Raw genomic sequence first — 12,476 nt, 5'->3', positions numbered from 1 at the left:
CCCGCCACGCCCGGCTCAGGCCGGGCGCGAGGCCTTGCCGTCGAGCCAGAGCGTGTCGCTGGCGTCGCTGTGCGAGCCACCCGAGCCGACGTGCTTGGAGTCGATCTTCGTGCCGTTCTTGATCACGTGCACGAGCGCCATGCCGTGGCCGCGCCCGAGGTCGTAGTCGCTCTTGAGCCACTCCAGGATCACGCCCGCCTTGACCGACGGGTCGTCGAACCCCTTCTGCGCAGCGATGTCGACCAACTGTCGAGGTGTGAGTCCCGTCTTGTCCTCGATCGCGTCGAGGTAGGCCTGGAATGACATGTTCGTCCCCCTGTCGGTTCTGGTGCGCAGAACGCTACGCCCCGGCAGGTTCAGACGAACAGCGCCTCACATCCGCTCGAGCGCCTCGATCCCCAGCAGGCCGAGGCCAGTCGCGAGCACCTGTCGGGTGGCGGCGCACAGCGCGAGCCGGGAGGAGCGCACGTCGCCCTCGGACTTCAGCACCGGGCACTGCTCGTAGAACGTGGCCAGGGCGCCGGCGAGGTCGTAGAGGTACCCGCACAGCTTGTGCGGCTGGAGGCTCGTGGCCACCTCGTCGACGATCTCCCCGAAGCGGCTCAGCAGCAGGGCGAGCTGCTGCTCGGCCGGCTCGGCCAGCACCACGACGGCGCCGTACCCGATGTCCTCCGCCTCGGCCTTGCGCATGATCTGGCAGATCCGCGCGTGCGCGTACTGCAGGTACGGACCGGTGTTGCCGGTGGTCTGGACCATGCGCTCGACGTCGAAGACGTAGTCCTTCTGCAGGCCCGATGACAGGTCGGCGTACTTGATGGCGGCCAGCGCGATGGGCGGGGCAGCCACCTCCTCAGCTGCGTCAAGCAGCGAAGACAGGGTCGCGGCCGAGCCGTCGCGCGTCTTGAACGGCTTGCCGTCGTTGCCGAGCACCATGCCGTAGCCGACATGCTGGGCGGTGACGTCGTCGGGCAGGAAGCCGGCCTTGCGGGCCGCCGCGAAGGTCTGCGCGAAGTGGCCGGCCTGGCGGGCGTCGGTGACGTAGATGATCCGGTCGGCGTCGAGCTCCCCGACGCGGCGCCGGATGGCAGCCAGGTCGGTGGTGGCGTAGCCGTAACCCCCGTCGCTCTTGCGCACGATCAGCGGCGCGTCGAAGCCGTCGACGAACACGCACAGCGCCCCGTCGTCGACCACTGCCACGCCGGAGGACTCGAGCTCGGAGACCAGCACGGGCAGGTCGTCGTTGTAGGTGGACTCGCCGGCCAGGTCGTCGTCGGTGAGCAGCACGTGCAGGCGCTCGTAGGCCTCGTTGAATGCGGGCTTCGAGATGTCGACGAGCTGCTGCCAGATCCGCAGTGACTCCTCGTCGCCGCCCTGGAAGACGGCCACGCGGGCCCGGGCGCGCCTGGCGAACTCCTCGTCCTCCCGGAACCTGCTGGCGGCGCGCTTGTACAGGGCGTCGGCCTCGGCGAGGGTGAGCGAGCCGGCGTCGAGGCCCTCGTCGAGGACCTCCTCGATCAGCATGCCGAACTGGGTGCCCCAGTCGCCGATGTGGTTCTGCGGGATGACGGTGTGGCCGAGGGCCGTGAGGACCCGGTTGAAACAGTCACCGATGATGGTGGTGCGCAGGTGGCCGACGTGCATCTGCTTGGCGACGTTGGGCGCGGAGTAGTCGATCACCACACGCTGCGGGTGCGAGGCGCGGTTGAGGCCGTCGTTCGGGTCCTCCAGCAGCGCGCTCACGGCGCGCGCGAGGACCTCGGCGCGGATTCGGAAGTTGATGAACCCGGGACCGGCGATCTCGAGCGGCTCGCAGAGGTCCGCGACGTCGAGGCGCTCGACGATCTCCGCCGCCACCTCGCGGGGCGGACGACCCTCCTGCTTGGCCAGACGCAGCGCGACGTTCGACTGGAAGTGACCGAACTGGGGCTTGGTGGCCGGGCGCATCTCCGGGTCGACGCCCGTGACGTCGCGGACCCGCTGGTCCAGCAGCGCAGGTAGGGATTGCATGCGATGCATTCTTCCACGGGCCGCCGCAATGCTCACATCCGCGCAGCCGAGTGCTACCACACCGGCTCCGCCACGGATAGAGTGCCCCGGGGAAAACTACAGGTGGGCGCGTTGTTACGGTCTCGAAGTACAGATCAAGAAGGAGAGATCCGTGACTTTGACAGTCGGTCAGGAGCAGGCGACTGAAGCAGGGGACGGGACCACCGCCACTGCCTGGCTGGGATTCACCCCGGGCCCATGGCAGGACGCGATCGACGTCCGCGATTTCATCCAGCGCAACTACACCCCCTACACCGGCGACGACTCGTTCCTCGCCGGCCCCACCGAGCGCACCACCCGCGTGTGGCAGGCGATCGTCGACCTCTTCCCGGAGGAGCGGGCCCGCGGCGTCCTCGACGTCGACAACCACACCGTCTCCCGGATCGACGCGTTCGCGCCGGGATACATCTGCCCGGACGACGACGTGGTGGTCGGCCTCCAGACCGACGCGCCGCTGAAGCGCGCGATGATCCCCAACGGTGGTTGGCGGATGGTCGAGACGGCGCTGAAGACCTACGGCTACGAGGTCGACCCGCAGGTGCGCGAGACGTTCACCGTCCACCGCAAGACCCACAACGCCGGCGTCTTCGACGTCTACCCCGAGGCCGTCCGCCGCGCCCGCAGCGCCCACGTGATCACCGGCCTGCCCGACGCCTACGGCCGCGGCCGCATCATCGGCGACTACCGCCGCGTGGCCCTCTACGGCGTCGACCGGCTCATCGCCGACCGCCGCCTCGACAAGCTCGCCCTCGACGGCGACTGGTCCACCGAGTCCGTGATCCGCGACCGCGAGGAGATGGCCGAGCAGATCAGCGCCCTCGAGGAACTCAAGCGGCTGGCAGCGTCCTACGGGTTCGACATCTCCGGCCCCGCCAGCACAGCACGGGAGGCCGTGCAGTGGCTGTACTTCGCCTACCTCGGCGCCGTCCGCGAACAGAACGGCGCGGCGATGAGCCTGGGCCGCACCTCCACCTTCCTCGACGTGTTCATCCAGCGCGACCTCGACGCCGGCCGGATCACGGAGGAGCAGGCGCAGGAGCTGATCGACCAGTTCGTCATCAAGCTGCGAATCGTCCGCTTCCTGCGCACCCCCGAGTACGACGAGATCTTCTCCGGCGACCCGACCTGGGTCACCGAGTCCATCGGCGGCATGGGCAGCGACTGCCGCACGCTGGTGACGCGCAACTCGTTCCGGATGCTGCAGACGCTGCACAACCTCGGCCCCGCGCCCGAGCCCAACATGACGGTGCTGTGGAGCGAGTCGCTCCCCCGCGGCTTCAAGGACTTCTGCGCCCGGACGTCGATCCAGACGTCGTCGGTGCAGTACGAGTCCGACGAGCTGCTGCGCGGAGACCTCGGCGACGACGCGGGCATCGCCTGCTGCGTCTCCGGGATGGCCATCGGCAAGCAGATGCAGTTCTTCGGCGCCCGCGTGAACCTCGCCAAGGCCCTCCTCTACGCCATCAACGGCGGCCGGGACGAGAAGACCGGCCGGCAGGTGGCGCCGCAGTCGACACCGGTCGAGGGCGAGTTCCTCGACTACGACGACGTCATGGCCCGCTTCGACCAGACCCTGGACTGGCTGGCCCAGACCTACGTCAACGCGCTCAACTGCATCCACTACATGCACGACAAGTACGCCTACGAGCGGCTTGAGATGGCGCTGCACGACCCCGAGGTCGTGCGCACCATGGCCTGCGGGATCGCTGGCCTGTCGGTCACCGTGGACTCGCTGTCGGCCATCCGCGACGCCCGGGTGCGGGTGGTCCGGGACGAGTCGGGCCTGGTGGTGGACTACGAGACCATCGGCGAGTTCCCCATGTTCGGCAACGACGACGACCGCGTCGACGAGATCGCGATTGACCTCGTGGGCCGCTTCATGGCCAAGATCCGCCGCCACCCCACCTACCGCGACGCCGTGCACACGCAGTCGGTGCTGACCATCACGTCGAACGTCATGTACGGCAAGTACACCGGCAGCACCCCCGACGGCCGCCGCGCCGGTGAGCCGTTCGCCCCCGGGGCGAACCCGATGAACGGCCGCGACACCCACGGAATGCTGGCCTCGGCGCTGTCGGTGGCGAAGCTGCCGTTCACACAGGCCCGCGACGGCATCTCGCTGACGAACACGATCGTCCCGCAGGGACTGGGCAGGACGCTTCCCGAGCAGGTTTCCGCGCTCGCCGGCATCCTCGACGCCTACATCGGCTCCGACGGCTTCCACATGAACGTCAACGTCCTGAACCGCGACACCCTGTGCGACGCCATGGAGCACCCGGAGAACTACCCGCAGCTGACCATCCGGGTCTCCGGCTACGCGGTGAACTTCGTGCGCCTCACCCGCGAGCAGCAGCTCGACGTGATCTCGCGCACCTTCCACGAGCGCGTTTGATGCTCAGGAGGGTGGACGGCTCCACCGGGGAGTACGCACCCGAGCGGTGCGACGCCACCCCGCGGCTCCTCGGCCGGGGAACCGCGGGGCTGGGGCTGGTCGAGGACGCAGCACACACCGACGAGGTGCGCGGTATCCGCGAGGGCCGGCTGGCCTGGCTGCACTCGTGGGAGCTGGTGACCTCGATGGACGGCCCCGGCAGCCGCATGACGGTCTTCCTGAACGGCTGCCCGCTGCGTTGCCTGTACTGCCACAACCCCGACACGTGGCAGTCGCGGCAGGGCCGGCTGGTGGGTCTGGACGAGCTCGTCGGCCGGCTGCGCCGCTACCGCAAGGTGTTCGCGGCCACCGGTGGCGGACTCACCGTCTCCGGCGGCGAGCCGATGATGCAGCCCGCCTTCGTCCAGAACCTCCTGCGCGCGGCGAAGGAGCTCGGCATCCACACCGCGATGGACACCTCCGGTGCGCTCGGCCGCAAGGTCAACCGCCAGATCATGTCCGACCTCGACCTCGTCCTGCTCGACATCAAGGCCGGCGACGAGGACCGCTACCGCGCCGTCACCGGCGGCGAGCTGGCACCCACCCTGGAGTTCGGGCGCCGGGTGGCCGAGGCCGGCAAGGAGATCTGGGTCAGGTTCGTCGTCGTCCCGGGGCTCACCGACGACGTCGCCCAGGTGGAGCTGGTGGCCGCCCACGCGGCATCGCTGTCCACCGTCTCCCGCGTGGAGGTGCTGCCGTTCCACCAGATGGGTCGCGACAAGTGGGACTCCCTCGGGCTGGACTACCGGCTCGCGGAGACCTCGCCGCCCGAGCCCGCCGTCGTGGAGCGGGTCCGGGAGCAGTTCCGTGCCCACGGTCTGACCACCTACTGAGCCGCCCTCAGCGGCACTCGGCCGCGGCCCTGCGCACCTGGCCGGCGAAGCGCTGCGCCCCCAGGCACCGCAGCTGCAGCACGGCGCCGGGGAGCAACACGTCGATGGTGCCGGCGGCCAGCCCCTGCTTCACCGCGACGTCGACGACGTGCCGCAGGTCGACGTCGACCTCCGTCGGCCCGGCGTGGACCATCTTGTTCAGGGAGTCGGCCTCGAAGTGCAGGCGACGCTCCGTCAGGGTGGCCCGGCCCCCGACCCACGGAACACCGGAGAACCCACGGAACCACTCGAGCACGGCGTCGACGGTGTTCTCGCGTCCGCGCAGGGCCATCACCGCGGCCGGTTCCATCGCCAGCTCGGCCTCCACCACCCGGGCAGTTGCCGTTCGCGAGGCGATCACCTGCTCCGACATGGCCCTCCCATCCCTACAGGTCAATCCTATTGCGGCGGCGCAGTTGGGACACCCGGGCACGAGAACTTGACGCAGGGGGTTGAATGGTGGGCACCGAGCTAGAAGGAGCACCTCACAGACATGCCCAACCCTGAGCTGATCACGATGAACGACGGCCACTCGATCCCGCAGATCGGGCTCGGCGTGTTCCAGATGAGCAACGACGAGGCCCACGCCTCGACCCTCGCCGCCCTCGAGGCCGGCTACCGCCACATCGACACCGCCGCCGGCTACCGCAACGAGCAGGGCGTCGGCGCCGCGATCCGCGAGTCCGGCATCCCACGCGACGAGGTCTTCGTCACCACCAAGCTCCAGAACGGCTCGCACGCCCGCCGCGACGCCCGTGCCGCCATCGAGCAGAGCCTCGAGGCACTCGGCATGGACCACGTCGACCTGTACCTGATCCACTGGCCCCAGCCGTCCCAGGGCCGCTACACCGAGGCGTGGGAGTCGCTCATCGACTTCCGCTCCGAGGGGCTGGTCACCAGCATCGGCGTGTCCAACTTCCTCCCCGACCACCTGGACACCGTCGTCGACGAGACCGGCATCGTCCCCGTGCTGAACCAGATCGAGCTGCACCCGACGTTCCAGCCCCACGACCTGATCAACCACTGCTCCGACCTCGACGTCGTGGTCGAGTCCTGGAGCCCGCTCGGTGCGGCGCAGGACCTGGACCACCCCGAGATCGTGCGGATCGCCGAGTCGATCGGCGCCACCCCTGCCCAGGTGATCATCGCCTGGCACCTGCACCGCGGCTTCGTCGTGATCCCCAAGTCCAGGACGCCCGAGCGCATCGTGAGCAACTTCGCAGCCCTCGACGTCCGGCTGAACTCCGAGCAGCTCGAGCTCATCGACGGGCTCGACACCGGCGTGCGCATCGGCGGCGACCCGGCGGTGCTCTGACGGCTCGGTCTCGACACGCGCCGGCTCCTTCGTCGCGCGGCGCTACTCGACCAACGGATCTCCGCTGGTCCGTGTCGAGACCGACGAGAGCACCGCTGGTCGAGTAGGGAGCGAAGCGACCGTGTCGAGACCGACGTGAACGGTGAACTCCCGGGCCGGGAATTGGAGGATCGGGATCGGCGTTGAGACAATGGGCCGGTTGCGGCCATCCACCACCGGCCGCCGGGAGGCACGTTGATCACGGTTGAGGACCTGTACAAGGTCTACCACCAGGGCAAGCGCGAGGTGCGCGCGCTCGACGGCGTCTCCCTGACCGTGCCGTCGGGTTCGGTCCACGGCATCATCGGCCACTCCGGCGCCGGGAAGTCCACCCTGGTGCGCTGCCTGACGATGCTCGACCGCCCCACCTCGGGGACCATCGAGATCAACGGCGTCAACCTCACATCGGCCCGCTCGAACGCGCTGCGCAAGGCGCGTCGTCGCATCGGCCTGGTGTTCCAGCAGGCCAACCTGTTCGACTCCCGCACCATCGCCGACAACGTCGGCTACCCGCTGGAACTCATCGGCGTCGGCCGGGCGGAGCGCCTCAGGAAGGTCGACGAACTGCTCGGTCTGGTCGGGCTCGGCGACTCCGGCGCCGCCTACCCGGCGCAGCTCTCGGGCGGCATGCGGCAGCGCGTCGGCATCGCGCGCGCACTGGCGTCGGACCCCGACGTGCTGCTGTGCGACGAGCCCACCTCGGCACTCGACCCGCGCACCACCGACGAGATCCTCGAACTGATCTCCTCGCTGCGCGGCCGCGACGGGCTCGCCGTGCTGGTGATCACGCACGAGATGCACGTCGTCAAGAGCATCTGCGACTCGGTCTCCCTGCTCGACGGCGGCCGCATCGTCGAGTCCGGGAGGCTGACCGACGTCGTGCGCCGCCTCGACGGCCGCCTCAGCCAGGCGCTGCTCGGGATCCCACCCCACGTCGACGAGTCAGTGGTCGACGGCGTGCTCGTGGACGTCCTGTCCACCGGAGAGCACGCCACCCGCCCCGTCGTCGCGCACACGTCGTCGGAGGTGGGCGCGCCGCTCAACATCGTCGGCGGCTCCGTCGAGCACCTCGCCGGCACGACGTTCTCCCACCTGCGGATCGCGGTCCCCAGCGGCACCGACCCGCAGCGCGTGATCGACTCGCTCCTGTCGCAGGGCGCAGACGCGCGACTCACGAGCGACCTGGCCGATCCCACCGGGACGGAGGACCTCGCGTGATCGACTACCTGCGCGACCTGTTCACCAACCCGCTGCTCATCAACGGGTTGCCCCCGGCGATCATCGAGACCCTGCAGATGGTGGGCATCTCGAGCCTCGCGACGGTGGTGCTGGGCCTGCCGCTCGGCGTCGTCCTGTTCGTGGTGCAGCCCGGCGGCATGGCCGAGAACCGGATCCTGCACACGATCCTGTCCCCCATCTTCGTCAACATCACGCGCTCGTTCCCCTACGCCATCCTGATGGTCGCGCTGATCCCGTTGACCCGGTTCCTGGTCGGCACCGCCATCGGCCCGATCGCCGCCTCGGTCTCACTCACCATCGCCGCGGTCCCGTTCTTCGCGCGCCTCGTCGAGACGGCGCTGCGCGACATCCACGGCGGCAAGATCGACGCCGCCCACGCCATGGGGTCCAGCCGGATGCAGACCATCACGAAGGTGCTGGTGCCCGAGGCGATGCCCACGCTGGTGGCGGGCATCACCACCACCGTCGTCACCATCGTCGGCTACTCCGCGATGGCCGGCCTCGTCGGCGGCGGCGGCCTCGGCCGGCTCGCCTACAACTACGGCTACCAGCGCTGGGAGGTCGACGTCATGGTCGTGACCGTGATCCTCCTGGTCATCCTCGTCCAGCTCATCCAGTTCGTCGGCGACCGCATCAGCCGGGCCGTCGACCACCGCTAGAACCACCCGGGCCGTCCGGGAACGGCCACCGCCCGGTGGCCACGAAAGATCGGCCAACTCGTCGTTGGCCCCACAAGAGAAGGAAGTACCCCGTGCGCAAGCTCAGCACCCTCATCGCCGCCTCCGTAGCGGCCGCCCTGGCCCTGACGGCCTGCGGCGCAGACGCCGAACCCGAGAACACCGCCGGTGAGACCACCGGCACCGAGACCACGGCCGCCGCGGGCGAGACCTCGCTGGTCAAGGTCGGCGCCAGCCCCCTGCCCCACGCCAAGATCCTCCAGTTCGTCCAGAGCGACCTCGCCGCTGACGCGGGCATCGAGCTCGAGATCGTCGAGTTCGACGACTACGTCCTGCCCAACGAGGCCCTGGCCGGCGGCGACCTGGACGCGAACTACTTCCAGCACCTGCCCTACCTCGAGAACCAGATGACCGAGAAGGGCTACGAGTTCGAGCACGGCGAGGGCGTCCACATCGAGCCCTTCGCGCTGTTCTCGGACCAGCACGACTCCGCCGACTCGATCCCCGAGGGCGGCCGGATCGCCATCACCAACGACCCGTCCAACCAGTACCGCGGCCTCAAGCTGCTCGAGGAGGCCGGCCTGCTGACCGGCATCACCGAGGAGGACGCCGTCCTCACGCTGACCGACGAGAAGAACCCCAAGGGCCTCCAGTTCGAGGAGTCCAACCCCGAGATCGTCGTCCAGCAGCTGACCGACCCGGCCATCGACGCCGCCCTCATCAACGGCAACTTCATCCTCACCGCCGGCCTGAGCACCGACGACGCCATCGCCGTCGAGGCCGTCCAGGGCAACCCGTACGCCAACCTGCTGGTCTGGCGCACGGACAACGAGAACCCCGGCGTCGCCGTCCTCGACGAGCTGCTGCACTCGCAGGAGGTCGCCGACTTCATCAAGCAGGAATGGCCCTCGGGCGACGTCATCCCGGGCGAGGTCGCCTGACCCACCCCCGCTGGTCGTGTCGAAACCCCGCCCGACCCCCCGCTGGTCGAGTAGCCCGCGAGGAACGAGCGGGCGTGTCGAGACCTCACCCGACCTCCGCTGGTCGAGTAGCCCGCGAGGAACGAGCGGGCGTGTCGAGACCTCACACGACCTCCCGCTGGTCCAGTAGCCCGCGAGGAACGAGCGGGCGTGTCGAGACCTCACACGACCTCCCGCTGGTCCAGTAGCCCGCGAGGAACGAGCGGGCGTGTCGAGACCTCACACGACCTCCGCTGGTCGAGTAGCCCGCGAGGAACGAGCGGGCGTGTCGAGACCTCACACGACAGGGCCGCCGCACTCCGGTGCGGCGGCCCTTCGCCGTCTCCCGGGCGGCAGTGTCCGGGATCTCGTCAGTTCCCGGCCACCCCGGCGGCCTCCAGCAGCGTCGGGTCGTAGGGGTCCTGCTGCGGCTCGCGCCGGCTGAACAGGTCCCACTCCATCTTGAGGTTTGCGAGCCACTCGCGCGCCTCACCGCGTAGGTAGACCAGCGGGAACCGCTGCTGGGTGGTGAGGTCGCCCACGCCGACCGCGTCGATGCCCACCTCGTTGCAGATCGTGATGGCCCGGGCCAGGTGGTACTCCTGCGAGACGATCACCATCTGCTCGACGCCGAACACGTCGCGGGCGCGGACACAGGAGTCATAGGTGTCGAATCCGGCCGGGTCCTCCACGACCTGCGCGGCGGGGATGCCGCGATCGACGAGGTACTCGCGCATCACCGTCGTCTGGAAGTTACCGCGAGCGAGGTTGTCTCCGCTGACGAGCACGGCTCGGATCGCGCCGCGCTCGTAGAGCTCCACCGCCAGGTCCAGCCTCGCCGCGAGGAACGCCGATGGCCGACCATCAGGGTGCGCGGCCGCGCCGAGCACCATGGCGATCGGCGTCTCGGGAACGTCATCGACGGTGTGGATCCGGCCCTGCGACCCCTCGGCCACGTGCCCCGCCCCGAAGAGCACGGCCGCCACCAGCGAGGCGCCCGCGACCAGGCTGCCCGCCAGCAGGAACCGCAGCCATCGGCGTGGACGCGGCGCGGGGACGACGATCGGCGCCCCGGCCGTGGCGGCGCCGTTGGGTCGTGCGAGGTCTGCCTCAGGCACGGTTGGCGAGGTACCAGCTCACCAGAGCTTGGGTGGAGGAGTCCTGGTCGGACAGGGCCTCGGCGTCGCCGAACACCGCCGGCGCGATCTCGAGGGCCAGCTTCTTGCCGAGCTCGACGCCCCACTGGTCGAAGGAGTCGATGCCCCAGACCACGCCCTGCACGAACGTGATGTGCTCGTAGAGCGCGATCAACTGTCCCACCACCGCGGGGGTCAGCGCGGGCGCGAGGATCGACGTCGTGGGCCGGTTCCCCTCGAACACGCGGGCCGGGACGATCTCGTCGGCGGTGCCCTCGGCGCGGACCTCCGCCTCGGTCTTGCCGAACGCCAGCGCGGCGGTCTGGGCGAAGAAGTTGGCGAGGAACAGGCCGTGGACGTCGGTCTCGCCGTCCTTGACAGGGTTGGCCGGGTTCGCGACGGCGATGAAGTCCGCCGGGATCAGCCGGGTGCCCTGGTGGATGAGCTGGTAGAAGGCGTGCTGGCCGTTGGTGCCTGGCTCGCCCCAGAAGATCTCACCGGTCTGCGAGGTGACGGGGGTGCCGTCGGAGCGCACGGACTTGCCGTTGGACTCCATCGTCAACTGTTGCAGGTAGGCGGCGAAACGGTGCAGGTACTGCGCGTACGGGAGCACTGCGTGGCTGTGGGCGTCGAAGAAGTTGACGTACCAGATGTTGAGCAGGCCCATGAGGAGCGGAACGTTCGTGCCGGGCGCCTCGGTGCGGAAGTGCTCGTCGACGGCGTGGAAGCCGGCGAGGAAGTCGCGGAAGTTGGCCGGGCCGATGGCGATGGCCACGGGCAGGCCGACTGCGGAGTCCACCGAGTAGCGGCCCCCCACCCAGTTCCAGAACCCGAACGCGTTGACCGGGTCGATCCCGAACTCCTCGACCTTGTCCAGCGCCGTGGACACGGCGACGAAGTGCTTGGCGATGGCGTCCGCCTTGGAGGCGTCGGTGCCGTCGATGGCCCCGTCGTCGGCCAGCGTGCGCAGCAACCAGGAGCGCGCCATCCGCGCGTTGGTCAGCGTCTCGAGGGTGGTGAAGGTCTTGGAGGCGACGATGAACAGCGTCGTCTCGGGATCGAGTCCGCGCGTGGTCTCGGCGACGTCGGCGGGGTCGATGTTGGAGATGAAGCGGCACTCCAGCCCGTCCTGCTTGTACGGGAGCAGGGCCTCGTAGACCATGACCGGGCCGAGGTCGGAGCCGCCGATGCCGATGTTGACGACGGTCTCGATCCGCTTGCCCGTGACGCCCACCCACTCGCCGGAGCGGACCTTGTCCGCGAACTCGTACATGCGATCCAACACCTCGTGCACGTCCGCGACGACGTCCTGGCCGTCGACGGTGAGCTCGGCGTCCTTCGGCAGGCGCAGCGCGGTGTGCAGGACGGCACGGTCCTCGGTGACGTTGATGTGCTCACCCGCGAACATCGCGTCCCGGCGACCCGCGACGTCGACCTGCTCGGCCAGCCGCAGCAGCGCCGCCACGACGTCGTGGTTGATGAGGTTCTTGGAGAGGTCCACGTGCAGGTCGGCCAGCTGGAACGAGAAGTCGGCGGCGCGCTTGGGCTCGGCCGCGAACCAGGCGCGCAGGTCCGGCTCCAGGTTCTGCTTCAGCTGGGCCAGTTCGGCCCAGGCGTCAGTGGTGGTGGCATCTACCGGCTTGGTCATGGAGCCAGCCTAACCAAGCTGCGCACCACCCGTCCGCCCGGGTCCGCCAGCAGCCGCGGCGACGGCGTCGCCGCACGTCGTTGGATGCGCCCCGGCGCGTTCCCACCTGTCCTA

Annotated in this window: 11 protein-coding genes; 6 read left to right on the top strand and 5 right to left on the bottom strand. The window is 69.4% G+C overall.

The genetic code is table 11. The features are described from left to right. Positions 1-15: 15 nt before the first annotated feature. Both FOJ82_RS09780 and argS read right to left on the bottom strand, forming a co-directional pair. Complete coding sequence (locus FOJ82_RS09780; RefSeq protein WP_143938285.1) at positions 16-306, bottom strand: DUF4287 domain-containing protein; 291 nt, start codon at positions 304-306, stop codon at positions 16-18. 66 nt (positions 307-372) lie between these two features. Continuing rightward, a complete protein-coding gene (gene argS, locus FOJ82_RS09775) occupies positions 373-2,007 on the bottom strand; it encodes an arginine--tRNA ligase (RefSeq protein ID WP_143938284.1) in 1,635 nt (544 codons plus the stop codon). Between the two features lie 151 nt (positions 2,008-2,158). Between argS and pflB the strand changes: the two genes are divergently transcribed. Together pflB and pflA are read left to right on the top strand one after the other, a co-directional pair. After that, on the top strand, positions 2,159-4,438 hold the full coding sequence (pflB, locus tag FOJ82_RS09770; RefSeq protein ID WP_425472495.1) for a formate C-acetyltransferase: 2,280 nt from the start codon (positions 2,159-2,161) through the stop codon (positions 4,436-4,438). Further along, positions 4,438-5,310 (top strand): pyruvate formate-lyase-activating protein, encoded by an 873-nt coding sequence (gene pflA, locus FOJ82_RS09765; protein WP_143938282.1) that lies wholly within the window; start codon positions 4,438-4,440, stop codon positions 5,308-5,310. The genes pflB and pflA overlap by 1 nt, the downstream gene beginning before the upstream one ends. 7 nt (positions 5,311-5,317) lie before the next feature. Here pflA and FOJ82_RS09760 read toward each other — a convergent pair whose 3' ends face one another. Beyond that, on the bottom strand, positions 5,318-5,722 hold the full coding sequence (locus FOJ82_RS09760) for a hypothetical protein (RefSeq protein WP_143938281.1): 405 nt from the start codon (positions 5,720-5,722) through the stop codon (positions 5,318-5,320). Positions 5,723-5,842: 120 nt separating this feature from the next. On the opposite strand from FOJ82_RS09760, the gene FOJ82_RS09755 reads away from it, so the two are divergent. From FOJ82_RS09755 to FOJ82_RS09740, 4 genes are all read left to right on the top strand, one after another. Continuing rightward, entirely contained in the window at positions 5,843-6,664 is an 822-nt protein-coding gene (locus FOJ82_RS09755; protein WP_143938280.1) for an aldo/keto reductase, read from the top strand. 234 nt (positions 6,665-6,898) lie between these two features. After that, complete coding sequence (locus tag FOJ82_RS09750) at positions 6,899-7,921, top strand: methionine ABC transporter ATP-binding protein (RefSeq protein WP_143938279.1); 1,023 nt, start codon at positions 6,899-6,901, stop codon at positions 7,919-7,921. Next, entirely contained in the window at positions 7,918-8,601 is a 684-nt protein-coding gene (locus tag FOJ82_RS09745) for a methionine ABC transporter permease (protein WP_246099826.1), read from the top strand. The genes FOJ82_RS09750 and FOJ82_RS09745 overlap by 4 nt, the downstream gene beginning before the upstream one ends. Positions 8,602-8,693: 92 nt before the next feature. Beyond that, on the top strand, positions 8,694-9,560 hold the full coding sequence (locus FOJ82_RS09740; protein WP_143938278.1) for a MetQ/NlpA family ABC transporter substrate-binding protein: 867 nt from the start codon (positions 8,694-8,696) through the stop codon (positions 9,558-9,560). 389 nt (positions 9,561-9,949) lie between these two features. Here the strand turns inward: FOJ82_RS09740 and FOJ82_RS09735 are convergent, their stop codons facing one another. Beyond that, entirely contained in the window at positions 9,950-10,696 is a 747-nt protein-coding gene (locus FOJ82_RS09735) for a SanA/YdcF family protein (RefSeq protein ID WP_143938277.1), read from the bottom strand. Beyond that, positions 10,689-12,362 (bottom strand): glucose-6-phosphate isomerase, encoded by a 1,674-nt coding sequence (gene pgi / locus FOJ82_RS09730; RefSeq protein ID WP_143938276.1) that lies wholly within the window; start codon positions 12,360-12,362, stop codon positions 10,689-10,691. The genes FOJ82_RS09735 and pgi overlap by 8 nt, the downstream gene beginning before the upstream one ends. Between the last annotated feature and the right edge of the window lie 114 nt (positions 12,363-12,476).

The organism is Tessaracoccus rhinocerotis, from assembly GCF_007197885.1.
Lineage (GTDB): Bacteria > Actinomycetota > Actinomycetes > Propionibacteriales > Propionibacteriaceae > Arachnia > Arachnia rhinocerotis.
The sequence above is the reverse complement of the archived record's forward strand: the minus strand, read 5'-3'. Positions and strand labels throughout refer to the sequence as shown.

Excerpts from the sequence above, each read along its gene's own strand:
- FOJ82_RS09780 (WP_143938285.1), bottom strand. The coding sequence starts at position 306 with ATGTCATTCCAGGCCTACCTCGACGCGATCGAGGACAAGACGGGACTC.
- argS (WP_143938284.1), bottom strand. The coding sequence starts at position 2,007 with ATGCAATCCCTACCTGCGCTGCTGGACCAGCGGGTCCGCGACGTCACG.
- pflA (WP_143938282.1), top strand. The coding sequence starts at position 4,438 with ATGCTCAGGAGGGTGGACGGCTCCACCGGGGAGTACGCACCCGAGCGG.
- FOJ82_RS09760 (WP_143938281.1), bottom strand. The coding sequence starts at position 5,722 with ATGTCGGAGCAGGTGATCGCCTCGCGAACGGCAACTGCCCGGGTGGTG.
- FOJ82_RS09755 (WP_143938280.1), top strand. The coding sequence starts at position 5,843 with ATGCCCAACCCTGAGCTGATCACGATGAACGACGGCCACTCGATCCCG.
- pgi (WP_143938276.1), bottom strand. The coding sequence starts at position 12,362 with ATGACCAAGCCGGTAGATGCCACCACCACTGACGCCTGGGCCGAACTG.